Consider the following 20098-nt stretch of genomic DNA (forward strand, 5'->3'; position numbering starts at 1 on the left):
ATGTATAGTGCATTTAGCTAAAGCTAAGTAAAGCTTAGCAATTGATTGTATTAAAAATTAACCTATTAATTTGAACATGATCAGAGCTGACAAATAGAATAACTGGTAGTATCTTGGTAGCTATTAACTTGATGTAAACAGGAAGTCACACAAGATGCTCATGGAAAGAGGCACCCTTGTTCGTTGGAACGCAGACAAAGGCTTCGGTTTTATTAAGCCTGAGGCCGCCAATACTCAAGATGTGTTTATTCATATCTCGACACTTAAGCAGATGGCTCGAAAGCCCATTGTTGGCGACCAAATTCTGTTTGTTACCGAGCGCCAAACCGATGGCAAACTCAGAGCCAGCAAAGCCAGTATTGAAGGTGTGGCAGTTGTAGCTATTCAATCAACAACTAAACGAATCAATAAGCCACGCAAAAATCATTCGACACACCACAATCAACGCCCAGTTAAATCCAGCTTTTTGGCTAAGCTCGCTATCCCATTAATTATCGTTATGGCTGTCGTTGGTTACGGCAAGTACCAACAAATCAATAAAACCATAGTGCTAGCTAACGACGATATTGCAAACATGCGCTTTGACTTACCGCCAAAATCATCAACAACGAGTGTCAGCCAGCCAGAGTTTCAATGTGAAACCGGCAAAACCCATTGCAGCCAAATGAGCTCATGCGATGAAGCTAAGTTTTATATTAAAAACTGCCCCGGCACAAAAATGGACGGTGATGGAGATGGCATTCCTTGTGAGAGACAACATTGCAACTGGTGATCCTAAGGTTAGCTTATGTTGTAAACATTGCTAAAAATCAAAGAATTACCCCAAAATGTATGGCAAATTCACTCGCTTTAGAGATAGTTACATACATTGCAAACAATGCACTAAAAACACGCCAATGAAACAAGCCTGCCCACAATGCAGCAGCAAGAATACCAGAGTTCAAAAACGACAAGAAACCTACACCTTAAACTGCCAAGACTGTGGTTGTGGACAAAGGGTGGTTTAGGGGAAAAGAGAAAGTTTACTCTGACCCCACTTATTTGTGACCCCACTTATTTGTAGGTTGGTGCATAGATAACCAGCAAAACATGCCATTGAAGATGGGTATCTTTGAGATTTTATGAGATTTCCTTGATAAAAAACTTCATACCTGATGAGTCTGCGGTAAAACTACATACCGTAATTAACTACAAAAGTGCAAATTAAAAAACAAAAAACCAAAAAAACAAAAACTACAGAACAACCCTTCAAAAGGTTGCCAAAGTGTTGCAAAACAAAAGCCTAGATGTAACCATTTAATTGCTTAATAAGCAGCAATTTATAACATTTTACTTATAGGGAATTAAGAACTACATGAAATATTGCGCATTATTTGCATTAGGCTTACTTGCATTAACAGGCTGTTCATCTACGCAAAAAAACTCAACTGAACAGGCATATATGATTATTGACATAAAAGGAGATTCTTCTATTCGAGAGAATGTCCTTGATACGGTAGTCGAAACTGTCCAAGAAAGCATGGATACCTTAACCGTTAGTCGAGGTATTCCTCCTTTTGAGCTTCCTGAAAAACCGACAAGATTTAAGCTCGTCAATCCATATGGAAACTCTGGAATTGGTGCACTAGTTCAATCTCATGGCGGTATGGTGATGATTCCAACTTGCCAAGATCCAATCTTGACTATGAAGTCTGATGACTCAACAGAAGGTTTCGGAGAATCAACCTCTTTCTTTATCTGTGTAGTACAGTACCAGCAAGGATATCATGTTGATATATACACCACATTCAATCAAAGTAGCGGTGGTATTTCTATTGATGCTATGAGCGCTTCACTAGCTCGTTCTCTTGTAGGGGATACTAGCCAAATAATCCCTAGAACCATGAAGCGTATTGAATTAGCACTTTCAGAAGAAAACTATGAAACGAGAGTCGTAGATAGTTATATTCCCAAAAAATGGAAAGGTGCATTTATCGATGAAACGACTGTTACAGCCACTAAAGGTGATAATAGCAAGTTATAGTTTTTCTTAAACGAACATCAGAAAATATCTTCACTAGCCTAAAAAAGTAAATAGGCCAGATTAATTGTCCCTAGTATAGGTCAACGGATATTTTACGCTATCTCAGCCATTTAAAAGCCCCAATACCGCAAGGTGTCAGGGCTTTCATTCTTCTTTTCAAGACTTTTCGACTTTAGTTTTTAAGCTATATACCAACTGATATCTTTACTAATTATTCACATTAACGCAAAGAAAGCTACACCTTGAATAGTCAAGAGTGAGGTAGTGATCTTCGAGTAATTTAGGGTATAGAAAAAGTTTACCTCTGATCCCATCCCCCTCTTAATTTCAGTAGCTTTTTCAATCAAATAGCAGATAAAATGCGCTTAACCATTATCAAGCTGCTAGCTAATCGTTTATAGCTAGGCAGTAGAACGGACGCTATTGATAAATGATTCTGAAAACAAAATCCCCGCAAAATCTACAATCAGCGCAAGCGATTGCAGGCCAGCAACAAGAGCAAAACGTGGCATTCTTTCTGCGCCGCGCTTACAAAGACCACCCACAAGTGCTGGTGATCAACGACTTCAAATTTCGCTTTAACAACGAAGTCGCGCAAATAGACCACCTCATCGTGTATAGCTACGGTTTTATTCTCATTGAATCGAAGAGCATCAGAGGTCAGATAAAGGTCAACCAGCAACAGGAATGGACGCGCAGCCTAAACACTTATCAAGCAAAGACTACGAAATGGCAAGGCATGCCCTCGCCCATCAAGCAAGTAGAGCTGCAACAAGCACTGTTACTCGAACTATTAATGCATCATCGCAGCGACATACTAGGCAAGTTGCTTGGGTTTAAACAACAAGGCTTCAAAGGTCGATGCTGGGATCATCTATGCGCAGTATCTAGCGACGCCATCATTGATAGAAAGTCGATGCCCAAGGCCGTATCAGACAAGCTGATAAAATCTGAATTTCTGGTAGAAAAGCTAGACAAGGTGATGAACCTAAAAACTAAATTCGCTAGATTTATAAATACCAGCGATACCCGACCAGCTTTCAATCAACAAGAGTTAGAGTCTGTCGCTTCATTTCTTATCAAGCAACATATCGCACCGAATACGACAGCAGACACAGAAACACCAGAAACACCAATAACAACAAACCAAACAGCCACAGAGCAAAACAGCGCATTGCCAACAAATACACCAATAACAGCAGCTAGCACAGCGCCGGTTCAACGCATGCCCGCTCAAACAATAGCAACAGAAGCCGCATTACATACAGAAACAGAGAAAAGCCAAACAATCCAGATAGTTTTACGCTGCAAACATTGTGGAGAGTCAACGAATTACACCCCAATGTATGGCAAATTCGGATATTACATACATTGCAACCAATGCACTAAAAACACGCCGATGAAACAAGCCTGCCTACAGTGCAGCAGTAAGAATACCAGAGTTCAAAAACGACAAGAAACCTACACCTTGAATTGCAATGAGTGTGGTAGTGGTCAAAGGATGATTTAGGGGAAAAGAGAAAGTTTACTCTGACCAAGTTTTCTCCTCAACTTTTCAAGCATAAGACAAATAAAATATATGAACGATTACGACTTCAGCATATTAAATGATAAAGAATTTGAAATTTTTGCTACTGACTTTTTATCTATCAAAGAAGGAACGATTATAGATAGATTTAAACCAGGTAGAGATCAAGGTATAGATGGTAAGTTTTTTACTGACCAAAATGAAGAAGTCATCATTCAAGTAAAGCATTGGCTTAGTTCCGGCATTGATAAGTTAATCTATCAATGTCGGAAAAAAGAAGCAGATAAAGTACATAAACTTAGTCCATCAAGATATATATTCGTTTGCTCTTTACCGTTAAGTAATTCTAATAAGGAAGAACTCGTAAAAATATTTTCACCTTACCTAAGTCATTGTGATATTTATGGTAAAGAAAATTTGAATGATCACTTGAGGCTACCAGAGTATACTCACATTGAAAAGAACCATTATAAACTTTGGCTAAGCAGTTCCAATGTATTAACTTTACTAATTAATAGTGGCATCTACTCAAAGAGCGAAAGAACATTTGAAGAAATCAAGAAAAACCGTAAGTATTATGTAAAAACAGAAAGCCATGACATTGCAAAGAGCATTTTAGATAACTCAAAATGCTTAATTATTACAGGAGAGCCCGGTGCAGGCAAAACAACATTAGCTGAAAATTTATGTTATTTATTCGTACAAGAAGGATATGAATTTGTCGAAATCGAAGATAGCATTGATAATGCTTGGGATGTTTTCACTAAAGACAAAAAACAATTGTTCTACTTCGATGATTTCTTAGGAAGAAATTATCTTGATGGTTTATACAATCGAGAAGACTCGAAAATAGTAAAGTTTATGAAAGCCATTAAATCTTGTGAGGACAAATTATTTATACTTACATCAAGAAGCACAATATTAAATCAAGGAAAGCAAATTTCTGAATTATTTAAAATTGATAACATACAAAAGAACGAATTTGAATTAAATATAAATAACTTAAAGAAAATCGAAAAAGCAAGCATACTATACAACCATCTCTACTTCTCAAACCTACAGCAAGAGTTTATAGACAAGTTCTATGAAAACAAGGGATACCGAAGCATAATTTTACACAAAAACTTCAATCCTAGATTAGTATCATTTATTACAGACAATCAGCGCTATGAATACCTTAACCAAGATGAATACTGGGACAAAGTAAAATCTCAAATAAATAACCCTAAAGACATCTGGGAATTCGTCTTCGACAATCAGACTAATGAAATACAAAAACTAATAATAAACTTCGTTGTTATAAACAGTAAAAAAATCAGTGAAAAAAAGCTATTGAACACCTATGAAATTTATTGCGAACTGACTAATACACAAGCTAACTTCAGAGAATTCAGAAACTCACTTAAAATATTAACAGGTTCCTTATTAAATAGGTATATTGACTTAAAAAGCATCACGACATATGATTTATTCAACCCATCCATTGCTGATTACATCTTACCAATAGTTAGCATAGAACATGACAACCTAGCATTTATAATAGTAGCTTTAAATAACGAAGAATCTTACAAGGCTCTTTTATCTTTTAAAGAAAACAATTTAATAAACAATAAAAATCTAACAAAAATAATTAACAGGGTTATATTAGAGATAGAGAAAATCAATGAGTGGTCCAAGTATTTTGATCTTTACACAAAATCACTACTGTATATAAAACGTGAATGCAAAAATCAAACAATTAAAAAACCACAAATTGAAAATTTCACCAGAGAATTAAATTCCAACGGTTTTCATTATAAGTCATTATATAGAACACTCCAACTATTTGACGCTTTAATAGACAGCCAAGATCTTGAAAACCTTTCTATTAATTGGGATGGAATAATTACATCTAGCTTAGAGCAACACCCAGACCATTATGAACTAATACTAATATCATATTTAATATTAGAAGCAGAAAACCATTCTGACACTGATTTCACTGAAGCTTTCACAAGCGTCACACTTGAATATTGGCAAGATCAAGTTCACGATGAAGTAAATGACATTTTAAGTTCTAGCATTGAATATGACGACTTAGACTCAATCTCTAACAAGGCAGATGAAATAGTAAATAACAACCTAGGAGAGTACCAGATTGACGTAACAAGTATAGAAGCTGAAATACTTGAACATATTGATTTAGACTCTATTAGAGAAGGAATCATGTCATCATATCACGATCAATTTCAAGATGAATATGGCTCTCATAACTATTATAGAGGTGAAAATCTGTCACATGATAGTGGTTTTGATGATATAGACAGTTTATTTGAGCGATGAAGTAAATTGAAATAATAGGGTTCAAAGTAAGCTTAATCTAGGCTCAGCTAAAGTGGCGCCTAAATATAGCGTCAAAAAAGCCCCGATATCGTCAGATATCGGGGCTTTTTCTATTCTTCTACAAGAAGTGGGTTTAAGCTTTTGAGCTATAGACCAGCAAACATGTCTAACGCAGGAAAAATCGTTCTAGAGCAAGGCTTCTTGCCACGACGTTTAGCTTTCTTAAACGAGTGGCAAGGTAACGCAGCTATAGGCGATTTTAACCAGTTAGATTACATCATGCCGCCCATACCGCCCATACCACCCATACCGCCCATACCGCCCATGCCACCCATATCAGGTGCATCTTCCTTCACTTCGCCAACCATACATTCTGTAGTGATCATTAGACCTGCTACTGATGCTGCGAACTGTAGTGCGCTACGCGTTACTTTAGTTGGGTCTAGGATACCCATCTCTAGCATGTCGCCGTATGTATCGTTACCCGCGTTGTAACCGTAGTTACCTGTGCCGTTCTTAACGTTGTTAGCAACAACTGAACCTTCTTCACCAGCGTTAGTCGCGATTTGACGTAGTGGCGCTTCCATTGCACGTAGTGCAATTACAACACCGTGCTTTTGGTCTTCGTTGATAACTTCAACTTCGCCAATTTTGCTTGCTACGCGTACTAGTGCAACACCACCACCAGCAACCACACCTTCTTCAACCGCTGCGCGAGTTGCGTGTAGTGCGTCTTCTACACGTAACTTTTTCTCTTTCATTTCGATTTCAGTCGCTGCGCCAACCTTGATTACGGCTACGCCGCCAGCAAGTTTAGCCATACGCTCTTGAAGCTTCTCTTTGTCGTAGTCTGAAGTTGATTCTTCAGCTTGGATCTTGATCTGGGCAACGCGTGCTTTGATCTGAGTCTCTTCACCAGTACCGTCGATGATAGTCGTGTCATCTTTAGTGATAACAACGCGCTTAGCAGTACCTAGATCTTCTAGGGTCGCTTTTTCTAGCTCTAGACCAATCTCTTCAGCAATAACAGTACCGCCAGTTAGGATAGCGATATCTTGTAGCATTGCCTTACGACGGTCACCAAAGCCTGGCGCCTTAACAGCAGCAACTTTAACGATACCGCGCATGTTGTTCACTACTAGTGTTGCTAGTGCTTCACCTTCAACGTCTTCTGCAACGATAAGTAGTGGCTTACCGGTTTTAGCTAGACCTTCAAGGATTGGTAGCAATTCACGGATGTTTGATACTTTCTTGTCTACTAGAAGGATGAATGGGCTTTCTAGTTCAACGCTGCCAGTTTCTGGCTTGTTGATGAAGTATGGAGATAGGTAACCGCGGTCGAACTGCATACCTTCAACGACGTCTAGCTCGTTCTCTAGTGCTTGACCTTCTTCAACTGTGATAACGCCTTCTTTACCCACGCGCTCCATCGCAGTCGCGATGATTTCACCAATTGACTCGTCAGAGTTAGCAGAGATGGTACCTACTTGAGCAATAGCTTTAGTGTCAGCACATTCTTGAGAAAGGTTTTTAAGTTCAGCAACTGCAGCAACAACGGCTTTGTCGATACCGCGCTTAAGATCCATTGGGTTCATGCCAGCAGCAACGGCTTTTAGGCCTTCAGTTACGATTGCTTGTGCAAGTACTGTTGCAGTAGTGGTACCGTCACCGGCTGCATCGTTGGCTTTAGAAGCAACTTCTTTCACCATTTGTGCGCCCATGTTTTCGAACTTGTCTTCTAGTTCGATCTCTTTCGCTACCGACACACCATCTTTAGTGATTAGTGGAGCACCGAAGCTCTTGTCTAGTACTACGTTACGACCTTTAGGGCCTAGGGTAACTTTAACTGCGTTAGCTAGCACGTTTACGCCTGCAAGCATTTTTACGCGAGCGTCATTGCCGAATAATACTTCTTTAGCTGCCATTTTTAATGTCCTTTAAATTCTTTTGAAATGCCTGACGAGCTGCCGTTTGGCCTCGCTCGTCAGTATTGGAAAATGTTCTAAATGGAGTGAATTAGCTCACTACAGCCATTAGATCTGATTCAGACAGGATTAGTACTTCTTCACCATCGATTTTTTCTTTCTTTACGCCGTAACCTTCGTTGAAGATAACGATGTCGCCAACTTTAACGTCTAGTGGCTGTACTGTACCGTTTTCAAGAATACGTCCGTTGCCTACAGCAAGAACTTCACCGCGGCTAGACTGCTCAGCAGCACTGCCTGTTAGCACGATGCCACCCGCTGACTTTGATTCAACTTCTGAACGCTTAACAATGACACGATCATGTAATGGACGAATATTCATCGATGGATGCTCCAATTGTATTTATGCCTAAACTTATCTGCAGGCTTGTAATGTTAGTAACAACAATAACTGATTTCACTTAAGTAAAATCAAAACTGTCGCTTGATGTTCGATACATGGGGGTTAATGCCCTCAGTTCCAAGGCCTATTTACAAAATAAATCCGTTTTTTTTAACTCACGCGGATAAAGTTTGCAGCAATCCTGATAGAATCGCCCTCCGAGTAAAGACGAGGCAAGACTTCCCTATGCGAGACAGACACGGGCTGCTTACTCAGCCAATTGGTCGTGTACTGCTAAATATGAGCCTTCCAAACCTGATTGGTATTCTAACCATTCTCGGGTTCAGCCTCGTTGACACTTTTTTTATCAGCCAGTTAGGCACTGAAGCCTTAGCTGCGATTAGCTTTACCTTTCCGGTGACCCTGATTATCTCTAGCATTGCCATCGGCATTGGCGCTGGAGTATCGACCAATCTTGGGCGTTTAATTGGCGGCGGTCATGCCGATAAAGCCAAAGTGTTTTTACACGACGCCTTAATGCTGACCTTCTTGCTTATTGCCTTTATCGGCGTGCTCGGCAGCCTGTGTATCGATCCGCTGTTTAGCCTACTTGGGGCTAATGACTCAAGCTTACCGCTAATTCATGACTACATGTTTATCTGGTATCTCGGCGCGCCGTTATTGGTGCTGTTGATGGTGGGTAACCAGGGGCTGCGCGCTACCGGCGATACTAAATCTCCAGCCAAAATCATGATGTTAGCTGCGCTGATTAACCTTATTCTCGACCCCTTGCTTATTTTTGGTATTGGGCCTTTCCCACGCCTAGAGATTGAAGGCGCAGCCATTGCGACCGTGATTTCTTGGGTGGTGGCGCTGTCACTGTCGACCCACCTGTTGATTTTTAAACGCCACTTAGTTGAATTTGTTAAGCCCAATATTGAGCGCTTAAAGTGTAATTGGAAACAACTGGCGCATATTGCTCAGCCAGCCGCAGTAATGAACCTGCTAAACCCTCTCGCCAATGCGATTATTATGGCGATGTTAGCGCGCATCGATCACAGCGCAGTGGCAGCCTTTGGCGCCGGCACTCGACTTGAATCTGTGATGTTGATTGCAGTCATGGCATTGTCATCGAGCTTAGTGCCGTTTGTGGCGCAAAACTTAGGTGCCGGGCAACCCCTGCGTGCACGTGGCGCGCTAATGCTGTCACTTAAGTTTGTGTTGGTGTTTCAAACCCTATTGTATTTGCCACTGCTGTTTTTAGCTAAACCTCTGGCTGAGCTATTTAGTAGCGACCCACAAGTGATCGAGTGGCTGACCTTTTATATTTTAGTGCTGCCCGCAGCCTATGGCCCGCTGGGGATTGTGATTTTAGTGGCGACCTCACTCAATGCTTATCACAGGCCAATGAGTTCGTTAATCTTAAATGTATGCCGCTTGTTTTTAATCATGCTGCCACTGGCTGCACTAGGCTCATACCTTGGCGGCGTAAAAGGCTTACTACTGGCGCTGCCAATCACTAACGCTATTATGGGCATTGCCTGTTATATTTTGGCAACACGGATCTCTGAGCCTGATAAAACCGCGATTGTGGTTAGCCAAGAAGCCTAAAAATCGATTCAATCTAACTGCAGTAAAGGAGCCTAATTATGCATGCCATTGACCAGATCTTTAATGCTGAAGACTTTAGCGATCAAGACTTGCAAGACGCCCGCTTCGAGAACTGCAGTTTTTACCATTGCCGCTTTAACCACAGCGATTTAACCGATGCCCAGTTTATTCGCTGCAAATTTATTGTGCCTGGCGAAGATGAAGGCTGTAACTTTAGCTATGCCACACTCACCAGTGCTAGCTTTAAGCACTGTAATTTGAGCATGGCGCTGTTTAAAGGTGCACACTGTTATGGCATGGAAATGCGCGATTGTAACCTGCAAGGTAGCGACTTTAGCCGCGCAAGCTTTGCCAATTACATTACCCCTAAAAGCTATTTCTGCTCGGCTTATATCACAGGCTGTAACTTAGCTTATGCCGATTTAGGCGACCTGTTACTTGAAGAGTGTGAGCTATTTGATAATCGTTGGCGCGGCGCAAATTTAACCGGCGCATCAATGAAAGGCAGTGACTTAAGCGGCGGTGAGTTTTCACAAGAACAATGGGGCAGTTTTGCACTGCAAGGGGCTAATCTCACTCGCATCGAGCTTGAAGGGCTCGATCCGAGAGTGGTCAGTCTTGAAGGAGTAATGATTAACCAGTGGCAGCAAGAGCAACTGCTGGCGCCGCTCGGGCTAATCGTCACGCCAGATTAATCTGTATTAACAAGCTGCCTAAACAAGTTAAAACGACTTTAGAGCAAATTAGATCATCGACTTGATTGCACCTCTGAGTCTGATCTCACGATCGCAACGGCCGCTACCATTTTGCATACACTCTTCCATTGCCTGCATCATAAAGTCGATAAAGCGTTGGCTCGCCAAGCTAATAAAACGTCTTGATGGATAAACTAAAAAACATTTTCCTTCGTAGGGTTCTACATCTTCAAACAGCATCACTAGCTCGCCAGTGTCAATATGCTCTTTGGCAAATGGTAGTGGCATCATCGAGATCCCCCGCCCCATTAAGGTTGCTTCTAAGCAAGTGGCGAGGCTATTCACACACAAGTTGCCTTTGACCTGTAAGGTACGGTCTTTGCCAAAAGGCACATCGTTGAAAATGCGACCATTAGGGTAGCGAAACAAAATTGAATTATGCTGGGGTAGCTCATCTGGGCTAATAGGTTTACCGACTTTTTCAAGGTATTCAGGGCTGGCAAAAAAGTGGATGGTTTCACTAATAATGTGCCGTGCTACCATTTCGTTTTCGTTAAAGGCATCTTCAATGCATAAACGCTAAGTCGATGTTATTGCGGATCATATCCTGCGGTTCAGTGCTGACAATAATCTCTACCGTTAGCTCTGGGTGCAGATCCATAAACTCAAAAATAGCGTAGGTAATGTGCATCAGCTCTGGGATCGGAAAGATCAAAATACGCAGATGACCAGACACCTCAGCATCTTGGCCATTAAGCTCAGATAAGGTTTGCTCAAGCGTGGCTAGCATGCCTGTGGTTTTATCGTAGAAATGGCTGCCCGACGCCGTCAGTGTCATCGCCCTACTCTGGCGATGAAACAGTTTTACATTTAGCTCCTCTTCAAGCGCATGTAAGCGGCGGCTTAAGGTTGATTTAGGCAGGTTTAATATATCTGCGGCCTCCACTAAACTGCCGGTTTCAACAATCCGGTGGAATAAGGCAATATCTTCGGTTTTCATTACAACATCTCTATTTCAGGCTTATCCGCTAGGTTACTGCTTAAGCATTTAATCCGAGCAATAATTTTCCACTATTACTTTGCTCACACATATTAAGTCAAATCAAGCAATAGTAGTTCCACTTTTCGGAACCCATGATTCCATATAATTCCATTTTACTCAACGATAAGCCCTGTTATCTTTACCAACCTCTAAATTACATTTTGTCACAATCAATGGAATTCGCGTTATGAATAAGTTAACGACTTCTCTTTCTCTCCTCATTTTGGCTGCCGTTATTTCTGGCTGCAGTGCAGAATCGACTGAAGTCGTGCCTAGCAGCATTCGACCAGTAAAACTTTTTGAGGTTACCGATGTTAATGCAGGCTCAATGCGTGCTTTTCCGGCTAAAGTGGCCGCCACTAAGCAAGCAGAACTGTCGTTTAGACTGTCCGGCCACTTAGTCGATTTTGACTTGGTTGAAGGTCAACAGGTTGAAAAAGGTGATGTTCTTGCGCGTCTCGACAGCCGTGATGCCCGCAATACTTTATTAAACCGTGAAGCCGACTATGAATTGGCTAAAGCAGACTTTAAACGTAAAGGTGAACTACTGCGCCGCGAGCTTATCTCTCAAGCAGACTATGATCTTGCTAGCGCACAATTAAAGTCAGCTAAAGCCAATCTTGCTAGCGCTCAAGACCAGCTAAGTTACACCGAGCTTACTGCCCCTTATAGCGGTACAGTCGCGAAAATTGCGATTGATAACTATCAGATGGTGCAAGCAAATCAGTCGGTATTGGTGCTGCAAAAAGACAGCAATATTGATGTGGTGATCCAAGTACCTGAATCATTAGCGGGTAAGGTTACTCAGTTTAATCCCAATGCGAGTACCCAGCCGGTGGTGCACTTTGCTAATAATCCGAGCCTTACTTTTAACGCGTCATTGAAAGAGCACGCGACCCAAGTCACCCCAGGTACTCAGAGTTATGAGGTGGTATTTACTCTGCCTCGCCCTAGCAACATGACGGTACTGCCGGGCATGAGCGCTGAACTCACTGTTGATATTGCTAACCATAGCGCTAAAAGCGTCAATGCTGTTTTACCAGCTGCGGCTATCAGCAAACGCGATCTGGACGGTCAGCATGTCGTTTGGGCCTACAACTCAGAGCTTGGCAAAGTGAACCAACATATTGTCACCTTAGGTAAGGTCACCACTGATGGCATTGAGATTGTTGATGGTATAAGTGTTGGCGATAAAATTGTCGTCGCAGGCGTGCAGTACTTATCAGAAGATCAGCAAGTTAAGCCATTGCGTTGGCAACGTGGCGTATAACGTTAGCTAGACAACACCAGAGTTACCACACCTTTTAATTGTCAAAACAGGGACTGTTTTGAGCACGCTTTACAAGAGATTAGCGCATGAATTTTGCTGAATATTCGATCACCCATAAAGTCATAAGCTGGATGTTTGCTTTACTGCTACTAGTTGGCGGTAGTATTTCATTCCTAAGCTTAGGCCAGTTGGAGTTTCCTGAGTTTACTATCAAGCAAGCCTTAGTGGTTACCGCCTACCCCGGCGCGTCACCTGAGCAGGTTGAAGAAGAAGTGACCCTGCCGCTCGAAGATGCCTTGCAGCAACTTGATGGTATTAAACATATCATTTCAGTAAACAGTGCAGGCCTGTCGCAGATTGAAATTGAAGTTAAAGAAAACTTTGATGCCAGCGAGCTGCCACAAGTGTGGGACGAAGTGCGCCGCAAGATAAACGATAAAGCAGTTGAGCTACCACCAGGGGTGATGACACCAACGGTTATCGATGACTTTGGCGATGTGTACGGCATTTTATTAAATGTCTCCGGTGAAGGTTATACCGATCGTGAATTACAAAACTATGCCGACTTTTTACGCCGTGAATTGGTGCTGGTTGACGGTATTAAGAAAGTCACTATTGCCGGTATTGTTAACGAACAAGTGGTGGTTGAGATCTCACAGCAAAAGCTTAACGCGTTAGGCTTAGATCAGAACTACATCTATTCATTGGTTAACAGCCAAAACGTAGTATCTAACGCCGGCAGTATTTTGGTGGGTGATAACCGTATTCGTATCCACCCTACGGGCGAGTTTAATAATGTTAGCCAGATGGAGCGTCTGGTGATTAGCACACCGGGCAGCGCCAAATTAATTTACTTGGGCGATATCGCTAAGATCTATAAAGACACTGAAGAAACCCCTGAAAGTATTTACCATGCCGATGGTAACAAAGCCTTATCTATCGGGATCTCGTTTTCAAGCGGCGTCAACGTGGTTAAAGTCGGCGCAGCCGTAAATGAGCGCATGCTTGAACTTAACAGTGAACTGCCTATCGGTATGTCACTGGATACGGTTTACGATCAAAGTAAGATGGTGGACCAGACGGTCAATGGCTTTCTGGTTAACTTGGCCGAGTCAATTGCGATCGTTATTGGCGTACTACTTATCTTTATGGGTGTTCGTTCTGGCCTATTAATGGGCTTAGTACTATTGCTGACGATTTTGGGCACCTTTGTGGTGATGAACATACTCAACATTGAGTTGCAGATCATCTCTTTGGGCGCACTGATCATCGCACTCGGTATGTTGGTTGATAACGCCATTGTGGTTACCGAAGGCATTTTGATTGGCATTAAGCGCGGGCAAAGCCGCTTAGAAACTGCCAAACAAGTGATCTCGCAAACCCAGTGGCCGCTGCTAGGCGCAACCATTATTGCGATTATCGCCTTTGCGCCTATTGGACTGTCTGACAATGCCACTGGTGAGTTCTGTATTTCCTTGTTCCAAGTGCTGTTGATCTCACTGTTTATCAGCTGGATCACCGCCATGACACTTACGCCTTTCTTCTGCAACTTAATGTTTAAAGATGGGGTGATCTCTGAAGATGAAAATGACGATCCGTACAAGGGTTGGTTATTCCAGCTTTACCGCCAAACGCTAAACCTCGCAATGCGCTTTAGGGCGGTGACTTTACTGCTGGTGATTGCCGCATTGATCTCATCGGTAGTGGGTTTTGGCCATGTGAAGAACGTGTTCTTCCCTGCTTCTAACACACCAATGTTCTTTGTCGATGTGTGGATGCCTGAAGGCTCAGATATTAAAGCCACCGAACGTTTGATTAGCCGTATCGAAACCGATCTGCTTGAGCAGCAAAAGATCCAAGATACCGGTTTGGTTAACTTAACCACTGTGATCGGCCAAGGTGCCCAGCGTTTTGTGTTGTCTTATGTGCCAGAAAAAGGCTACAAGGCCTATGGTCAGATCTTATTGGAAATGACCGATCTTGAGACGCTAAATAAATATATGCGCGTACTGGAACGCGAGCTAAGCCTTAAGTATCCAGAAGCCCAGTACCGTTTTAAGTATATGGAAAATGGCCCTAGCCCTGCGGCAAAAATTGAAGCGCGTTTTTATGGTGAAGACCCACAAGTTCTGCGCCAACTCGCGGCCCAAGCCGAAACCATATTAAAAGACGAACCAACTGCGGTAGGCGTGCGTCATAACTGGCGTAACCAAGTGACTTTAGTGCGCCCACAATTGGCACTGGCACAGGCAAGAGAAACCGGGATCAGCAAGCAAGATCTCGACAATGCCCTGCTGACGAACTTTAGTGGCCAGCAAGTGGGTACCTATCACGAGAACAGTCATCTACTGCCGATTATTGCTCGTGCACCAGCGCAAGAGCGACTCGATGCTGAAAGTATTTGGAAGCTGCAAATCTGGAGCAGTGAGAACAATACCTTTGTACCGGTAACCCAAGTGGTCTCAGACTTTACCACTGAGTGGGAAGATCCTTTGATCATGCGCCGTGATCGTAAACGAGTGATCTCAGTACTCGCCGATCCCGTTAACGGCACAGATGAAACCGCTGACTCAGTATTTAGAAAGATCAAAGCCGATATTGAAGCGATCCCACTACCTGCTGGTTACGAACTTGAATGGGGCGGCGAGTATGAAACCTCATTAGAGGCACAGGAGTCGGTATTTAGTTCTATTCCACTGGGTTATCTAGCAATGTTTTTAATCACTGTGCTGCTGTTTAACTCCGTCAGGCAGCCATTAGTGATCTGGTTCACCGTGCCTTTATCGTTAATTGGTGTGGTATCGGGCTTACTGTTATTTGATGCCCCCTTTAGCTTTATGGCGCTGTTAGGCTTACTCAGCTTGACCGGTATGATCATCAAGAACGGCATTGTATTAGTGGATCAGATCAACCTTGAGTTATCTCAAGGTAAAGAAGCTTATCAAGCCGTGGTTGACTCGGCGGTGAGTCGCGTTAGACCGGTATTGATGGCGGCGATCACCACTATGCTAGGTATGATCCCGTTATTGTCAGACGCTTTCTTTGGCTCAATGGCTATCACCATCATCTTTGGTCTGGGCTTTGCGTCAGTACTTACATTAATTGTTTTGCCGGTGACCTACACCTTAGCGTTCAGAATTGCTTATCCACATAAGCAGACCGCTTAAGCGGATCGCAACCTACTGTCGATAAGGTATTTGCATAATGAATTGTCATTAAGGAGGTCTTCAATCAAGTAATCGTCAACCCCGAAAATTTGCTTCCCGGCACCCCTGATTAAGTTCGCTTAATCAGGGTTTTTCATTTTCATAGCGCCAATATTAGATAAACAAAAATTTAAGAGTATTTAAGCTAAGTGGCTGCTACTGTAGTTGGCAAACTATTGCAGACGAGGAACAGCATGATTTATTGTGCTTCGAATAAGCGGGTCATTAGCCTTGTGTTACTAAGCGCAATACTGACCCTGCCAGTGCAAGCTGCTGGCAAAGAGCAAGCCGCTGCCAAAGAGCAAGCTGAAGAATATGCCATTGGCGTTATGGTAAAATCACTTGATGCTGCAATTGCGCTGCCGTCAGAAGCCTCGCTCAATACCATTAGCCACTACGGCACTGATTCACGTTACTATGTGATGATCCGAGGCTGGTTAGTGCAAGAGTTGCAAGGCGTAGAAAGCCAATTGAGTGCTTATCACCAAGATGATGAGCTTAAAACGCGCCTGCAACATAAAGTCGACTTTCTAAAGCAAGCGATCCGCCGTATCGATCTTGAATGATTCAATTAATTTAAAGACATAGCCGCACATCATGAAGACATCCGTTAAAGCCGTATTGCTATCAGCCCTTGCTTGCCCTGGTGCTGGTCACTTTTATTTAAAAAAGCCTTTGATAGGCAGTGTGTTTATGCTCAGCTCATTCGCCGCGCTGTCTTACCTTATATGGCATGCGTATGAACGTGCGCAGCTTATTTCACAGCAAATATTGAATGGCGAGATCCCGTTAGAGCTCAATGCGATCTACAGCGCAGTCACGCAAGCACCTGTTGGCAATGAAGCACTTTACGTCAACCTTGCCACAGCAGGGTTTGTTTTAGCATGGGCAATTGCAGCTCTCGATGCCTACCGCCAAGGTAAGCAAGTCGATGAGCGAGCAAAGTAGCCAGCCATAAAAAAGGCTACTCGTCAGTAGCCCTTTTTATTCATTCTGCTCGAGTATTACATACCACTATTACGTAATGCTTCTGTCTTAGAAAAATCATGTTGAGTCGCAGGCTTATTGTAGGCGCTCATTTGCGCCTGAGGATTTTTCGAAAAATCGTATTCACTGGTCGCGGCTAATGGCTTTGAGAAGTCATGCCGTGTCGACCCTCTTTCGATGTCATTCAATTGCTTAGCTACTGTGATATTTTTTGAAAAATCATAGTCAGCACGTGCTGCTGCAGTTTTTGAAAAATCTGGTCGTTCTGCCATTGCTGAGGTAGAGATACAGCCAATCGCTAGTGTTAAGGCTACGCTGGTTAACTTTTTCATTTACAACTCCAATCTTATTTGCCTACATTCGCTTAACAACCAGTCTATGTTATTTGTTCATTTTAGAGAACAAAAATGAACAAAGTTTTGCATTTTGATACAACCCCGATCCACGGCAGGCTTAGGAGTGGCTGAATTTATAAGGGGTATTTATGCATAAGCATTTGAAGTATTGTGCTTTTTACAATTGAATTGCCAAGAAGTTTCAGGCAACTATAATGGCCTGCTGTAACGAAAAGATTACACTAAAAATAACAATAACGCCCTAATAACCATAAAATCTTTATGGCTATTAGCTGTTTTTATCGAAAACAATTATTAGACACAAGCGTAAATCTAAAGCCTGCAACTCGCTTGAGACTATGACGAGGGCTGAAAATAAAAAAGCGCGATAATTCGCGCTTTTTCAATTAATGCCTAACCGCAGATTAAATTGGTGAACCTGGTGGGATGGCTAACGGTTTAACAATAAGCTTAACTTCGCTATCAGTTAAGCCATTTTGTAGACCTTGTAGTAACCAAGCGTAATGGGCGGCTTCATAGGCGCTTACCCGTTTCACTTTACGTTTAAGCTGCTTAGCTAAGTAATTTAAACGTTCTGCTAGCTGAGCTTTCACTTCTGGTCGGGTGTTATCGTCATGGTAACTCGCCAAAATGCTATCGACCATCACCGCATTGACTCGCATCCATACGCCTAATTCTGGTCCCGTTGGAATATCACTAAACACAGTATTGGCGAACACTTTATCGGTAAGCTTGGCGACTGAAAGTTGCTCTTTATCACTAAGGTAAGCTTGATTAACTCGATTGATCCGCGCTGGCGAATAAATTTGCGATAAGGTTAACCGACTTAACACCTCTGGCATGGCTAAAGGATCGGTTATCACTCCGAGCGCTGAGTCAAAACTCTCACGAGTCTTATAATAATTACCCGCTTTAGGCACTAACATTTCTTGTAGGCTTTCAGGCACAGTAAGTGAGTCAGGTGATAAGGTTGCCAGCAAGCTATCTAACGCTTGCTGCTGAATGGCAGGCGCAATATAGTGCCACGTCTTGCCATCAATACCGTCACTATAGCTATACGTAGTGCCACCTATCATTTTAGCCGCTGCCGCAATTTGAAAACGGGTTAGCAAATAGATAGGCACAAACGCGTCTTGTAGTTCGCCTTGAGGCTGCTCTGCCAATAACGCTTCAGCAGAGAAATCTTTAATCGCTTTCGCTCTTACTTCGCCTAAACGAGTAAGTTCAGCCACAGGATCACTACCATTATCCCAAAGACTGGCGTAAGCATTACTGGCTGCAGCAGAGCGAGAGTCTGCTTCACCGATATAACGTAGACCTTGCGAAGCCGCCTCTTCACGTAATCTGGCTAAGCCTGCCACTTCTGACTGAGGACCTGAATACTCAGCATAACCGTAAGCGACTGTGTACTTGTCCCATACGCCAATGCCTTCATCGTAGGGCTTACTAATATCAATCTTGTCGCCATTAATGCTCACCATTGGATGTGGGTAATCCATCACTGATGCATTGTTATTGCTCGATGCGGCAAAGTTATGATCTAAACCTAAGGTATGGCCGATCTCATGGGCTGATAGCTGACGAATACGCGCTAAGGCAAGCTGCATTGAGGCTTCGGCGGCAGCGTCTCGATCTTGCCAACCTGCAGTTAAGCCACGGGCGATCAAATGATCTTGGCGCACACGTTGACTGCCAAGTGTGACATGGCCTTTAATAATTTCGCCGGTACGCGGATCGGTTACCGCAGCACCGTATGACCAGCCACGTGTGGCACGATGCACCCACTGGATCACGTTGTAACGCACATCTTGTGGATCGGCATCTTCCGGCAGTAGCTCCACCTTAAAACCGTTAATAAAACCGGCATTAGTAAAGGCTTCTTCCCACCAGCTGGCGCCCTCAAGCAAGGCGCTACGGATAGGCTCTGGTACACCCGGATCGAGATAGTAAGTAATAGGTTTAACAACTTGACTTGGCGCTGAGCCGGGCGTAACTTTTTCTAAACGATGACGCAATAAAAAGCGCTGACGAATATCTTCATCAACTCGGGTGCCGTAGTCTAAATACTCATCTGATAAATAACCACTTAACGGATGATAAGCTCGCGCTTGATAACCGGCTTCTGGTAAGGCAATAAATGAATAACGTAGACGTATAGATAAATGCTTAGCATCTGGCGTCACTTGAGCAACATAGTTACCTTTTTTCGCTGCATCAAAGGTCAATAACACATCGATATCGCTATTACGCTCAAACGACTTTACCCCTTCGGGCAGAATTAGCGATTTAGAAGCATCTAAGCGATAACTGCCTTGCTTTGAGCGCTCAAGCGCGTCACTGATCCCGTGTAGATCGTTAACCACCAGATCGTTTATCGCCACTAGGTTACGCTTACCGGTAACCAGTTTGCCACGCCATAATACCGACTCAGCAAAGGCTTCTTTAACGGCACGTTGCTCTGCAGCATTGTCAGTACTCGCGCGATAATCGGTATTAAGCTGTTTTAAGATTAAATATGGACCATGGCGCTCAAACTGTACCATTCGGGTACGCCCCAGCTGCCCACGATCTAAGCCAATATCATTGGATCCTACACCATGAGGAAGGCTGGTTAGCAGTAAAAAAGGCTCATTGAGTTTATTGGCTTCAAGGTAAAGGTCTGTCCCGTCCTGAGATAAGTTGACACTTTGGAGACTTATCTATGAAACCCTCAGGTGCAATCCGCAGTAAACGTACACAACGTGACTACAC

At 42.9% G+C, this 20098-nt stretch carries 13 protein-coding genes and 2 pseudogenes; 10 read left to right on the plus strand and 5 right to left on the minus strand.

What is annotated here, in order from left to right; all coding sequences use genetic code 11:
* Nucleotides 1–154: 154 nt before the first annotated feature.
* From L2748_RS03555 to L2748_RS03575, 4 genes are all read left to right on the plus strand, one after another.
* On the plus strand, nucleotides 155–772 hold the full coding sequence (locus L2748_RS03555) for an excalibur calcium-binding domain-containing protein (protein ID WP_220782523.1): 618 nt from the start codon (nucleotides 155–157) through the stop codon (nucleotides 770–772).
* A 582-nt stretch (nucleotides 773–1354) separates the two neighbouring features.
* Entirely contained in the window at nucleotides 1355–2023 is a 669-nt protein-coding gene (locus L2748_RS03565) for a hypothetical protein (RefSeq protein ID WP_220782521.1), read from the plus strand.
* A gap of 430 nt (nucleotides 2024–2453) precedes the next feature.
* Complete coding sequence (locus L2748_RS03570; RefSeq protein ID WP_220782520.1) at nucleotides 2454–3533, plus strand: nuclease-related domain-containing protein; 1080 nt, start codon at nucleotides 2454–2456, stop codon at nucleotides 3531–3533.
* A gap of 69 nt (nucleotides 3534–3602) precedes the next feature.
* Entirely contained in the window at nucleotides 3603–5873 is a 2271-nt protein-coding gene (locus L2748_RS03575) for an nSTAND3 domain-containing NTPase (RefSeq protein WP_220782519.1), read from the plus strand.
* 272 nt (nucleotides 5874–6145) lie between these two features.
* Here L2748_RS03575 and groL read toward each other — a convergent pair whose 3' ends face one another.
* Together groL and L2748_RS03585 are read right to left on the minus strand one after the other, a co-directional pair.
* Entirely contained in the window at nucleotides 6146–7798 is a 1653-nt protein-coding gene (gene groL / locus L2748_RS03580) for a chaperonin GroEL (RefSeq protein ID WP_220782517.1), read from the minus strand.
* 91 nt (nucleotides 7799–7889) lie between these two features.
* Nucleotides 7890–8180 (minus strand): co-chaperone GroES, encoded by a 291-nt coding sequence (locus L2748_RS03585; protein ID WP_220782516.1) that lies wholly within the window; start codon nucleotides 8178–8180, stop codon nucleotides 7890–7892.
* Between the two features lie 246 nt (nucleotides 8181–8426).
* Between L2748_RS03585 and L2748_RS03590 the strand changes: the two genes are divergently transcribed.
* Together L2748_RS03590 and L2748_RS03595 are read left to right on the plus strand one after the other, a co-directional pair.
* Nucleotides 8427–9791, plus strand: coding sequence for an MATE family efflux transporter (locus L2748_RS03590; RefSeq protein WP_220782515.1), 1365 nt, complete (start codon nucleotides 8427–8429; stop codon nucleotides 9789–9791).
* A gap of 38 nt (nucleotides 9792–9829) precedes the next feature.
* Nucleotides 9830–10486 carry a Qnr family pentapeptide repeat protein gene (locus tag L2748_RS03595; RefSeq protein WP_220782514.1) on the plus strand — a complete coding sequence of 219 codons (657 nt, stop codon included), beginning with the start codon at nucleotides 9830–9832 and terminating at the stop codon, nucleotides 10484–10486.
* Nucleotides 10487–10534: 48 nt separating this feature from the next.
* Here the strand turns inward: L2748_RS03595 and L2748_RS03600 are convergent.
* Nucleotides 10535–11486 (minus strand): annotated as a pseudogene (locus tag L2748_RS03600) (LysR family transcriptional regulator).
* 229 nt (nucleotides 11487–11715) lie between these two features.
* Between L2748_RS03600 and L2748_RS03605 the strand changes: the two are divergent.
* The 4 genes from L2748_RS03605 (at nucleotide 11716) to L2748_RS03620 (ending at nucleotide 16952) form a co-directional block, all read left to right on the plus strand.
* A complete protein-coding gene (locus L2748_RS03605) occupies nucleotides 11716–12798 on the plus strand; it encodes an efflux RND transporter periplasmic adaptor subunit (RefSeq protein ID WP_220782512.1) in 1083 nt (360 codons plus the stop codon).
* A gap of 86 nt (nucleotides 12799–12884) precedes the next feature.
* Nucleotides 12885–15965 (plus strand): efflux RND transporter permease subunit, encoded by a 3081-nt coding sequence (locus L2748_RS03610; RefSeq protein WP_220782510.1) that lies wholly within the window; start codon nucleotides 12885–12887, stop codon nucleotides 15963–15965.
* A 233-nt stretch (nucleotides 15966–16198) separates the two neighbouring features.
* Nucleotides 16199–16570, plus strand: a complete 372-nt coding sequence (locus L2748_RS03615) for a hypothetical protein (protein ID WP_220782508.1) — start codon at nucleotides 16199–16201, stop codon at nucleotides 16568–16570.
* Nucleotides 16571–16601: 31 nt separating this feature from the next.
* The gene (locus L2748_RS03620) at nucleotides 16602–16952 is read left to right on the plus strand and encodes a hypothetical protein (RefSeq protein ID WP_220782506.1); all 351 of its coding nucleotides are present in this window, start codon (nucleotides 16602–16604) and stop codon (nucleotides 16950–16952) included.
* A 56-nt stretch (nucleotides 16953–17008) separates the two neighbouring features.
* Here L2748_RS03620 and L2748_RS03625 read toward each other — a convergent pair whose 3' ends face one another.
* Both L2748_RS03625 and L2748_RS03630 read right to left on the minus strand, forming a co-directional pair.
* A complete protein-coding gene (locus tag L2748_RS03625) occupies nucleotides 17009–17323 on the minus strand; it encodes a hypothetical protein (RefSeq protein WP_220782504.1) in 315 nt (104 codons plus the stop codon).
* Between the two features lie 428 nt (nucleotides 17324–17751).
* Nucleotides 17752–20007: pseudogene (locus L2748_RS03630) on the minus strand (zinc-dependent metalloprotease); the annotation flags it as partial.
* Nucleotides 20008–20098: the final 91 nt, after the last annotated feature.

The sequence above is a fragment of the Shewanella sairae genome (genome assembly GCF_023283535.1).
GTDB lineage: Bacteria > Pseudomonadota > Gammaproteobacteria > Enterobacterales > Shewanellaceae > Shewanella > Shewanella sairae.

Coding starts and splice junctions, on each gene's coding strand:
- L2748_RS03555 (WP_220782523.1), top strand. CDS start 155: ATGCTCATGGAAAGAGGCACCCTTGTTCGTTGGAACGCAGACAAAGGC.
- L2748_RS03565 (WP_220782521.1), top strand. CDS start 1,355: ATGAAATATTGCGCATTATTTGCATTAGGCTTACTTGCATTAACAGGC.
- L2748_RS03570 (WP_220782520.1), top strand. CDS start 2,454: ATGATTCTGAAAACAAAATCCCCGCAAAATCTACAATCAGCGCAAGCG.
- L2748_RS03575 (WP_220782519.1), top strand. CDS start 3,603: ATGAACGATTACGACTTCAGCATATTAAATGATAAAGAATTTGAAATT.
- groL (WP_220782517.1), bottom strand. CDS start 7,798: ATGGCAGCTAAAGAAGTATTATTCGGCAATGACGCTCGCGTAAAAATG.
- L2748_RS03585 (WP_220782516.1), bottom strand. CDS start 8,180: ATGAATATTCGTCCATTACATGATCGTGTCATTGTTAAGCGTTCAGAA.
- L2748_RS03590 (WP_220782515.1), top strand. CDS start 8,427: ATGCGAGACAGACACGGGCTGCTTACTCAGCCAATTGGTCGTGTACTG.
- L2748_RS03595 (WP_220782514.1), top strand. CDS start 9,830: ATGCATGCCATTGACCAGATCTTTAATGCTGAAGACTTTAGCGATCAA.
- L2748_RS03605 (WP_220782512.1), top strand. CDS start 11,716: ATGAATAAGTTAACGACTTCTCTTTCTCTCCTCATTTTGGCTGCCGTT.
- L2748_RS03610 (WP_220782510.1), top strand. CDS start 12,885: ATGAATTTTGCTGAATATTCGATCACCCATAAAGTCATAAGCTGGATG.
- L2748_RS03615 (WP_220782508.1), top strand. CDS start 16,199: ATGATTTATTGTGCTTCGAATAAGCGGGTCATTAGCCTTGTGTTACTA.
- L2748_RS03620 (WP_220782506.1), top strand. CDS start 16,602: ATGAAGACATCCGTTAAAGCCGTATTGCTATCAGCCCTTGCTTGCCCT.
- L2748_RS03625 (WP_220782504.1), bottom strand. CDS start 17,323: ATGAAAAAGTTAACCAGCGTAGCCTTAACACTAGCGATTGGCTGTATC.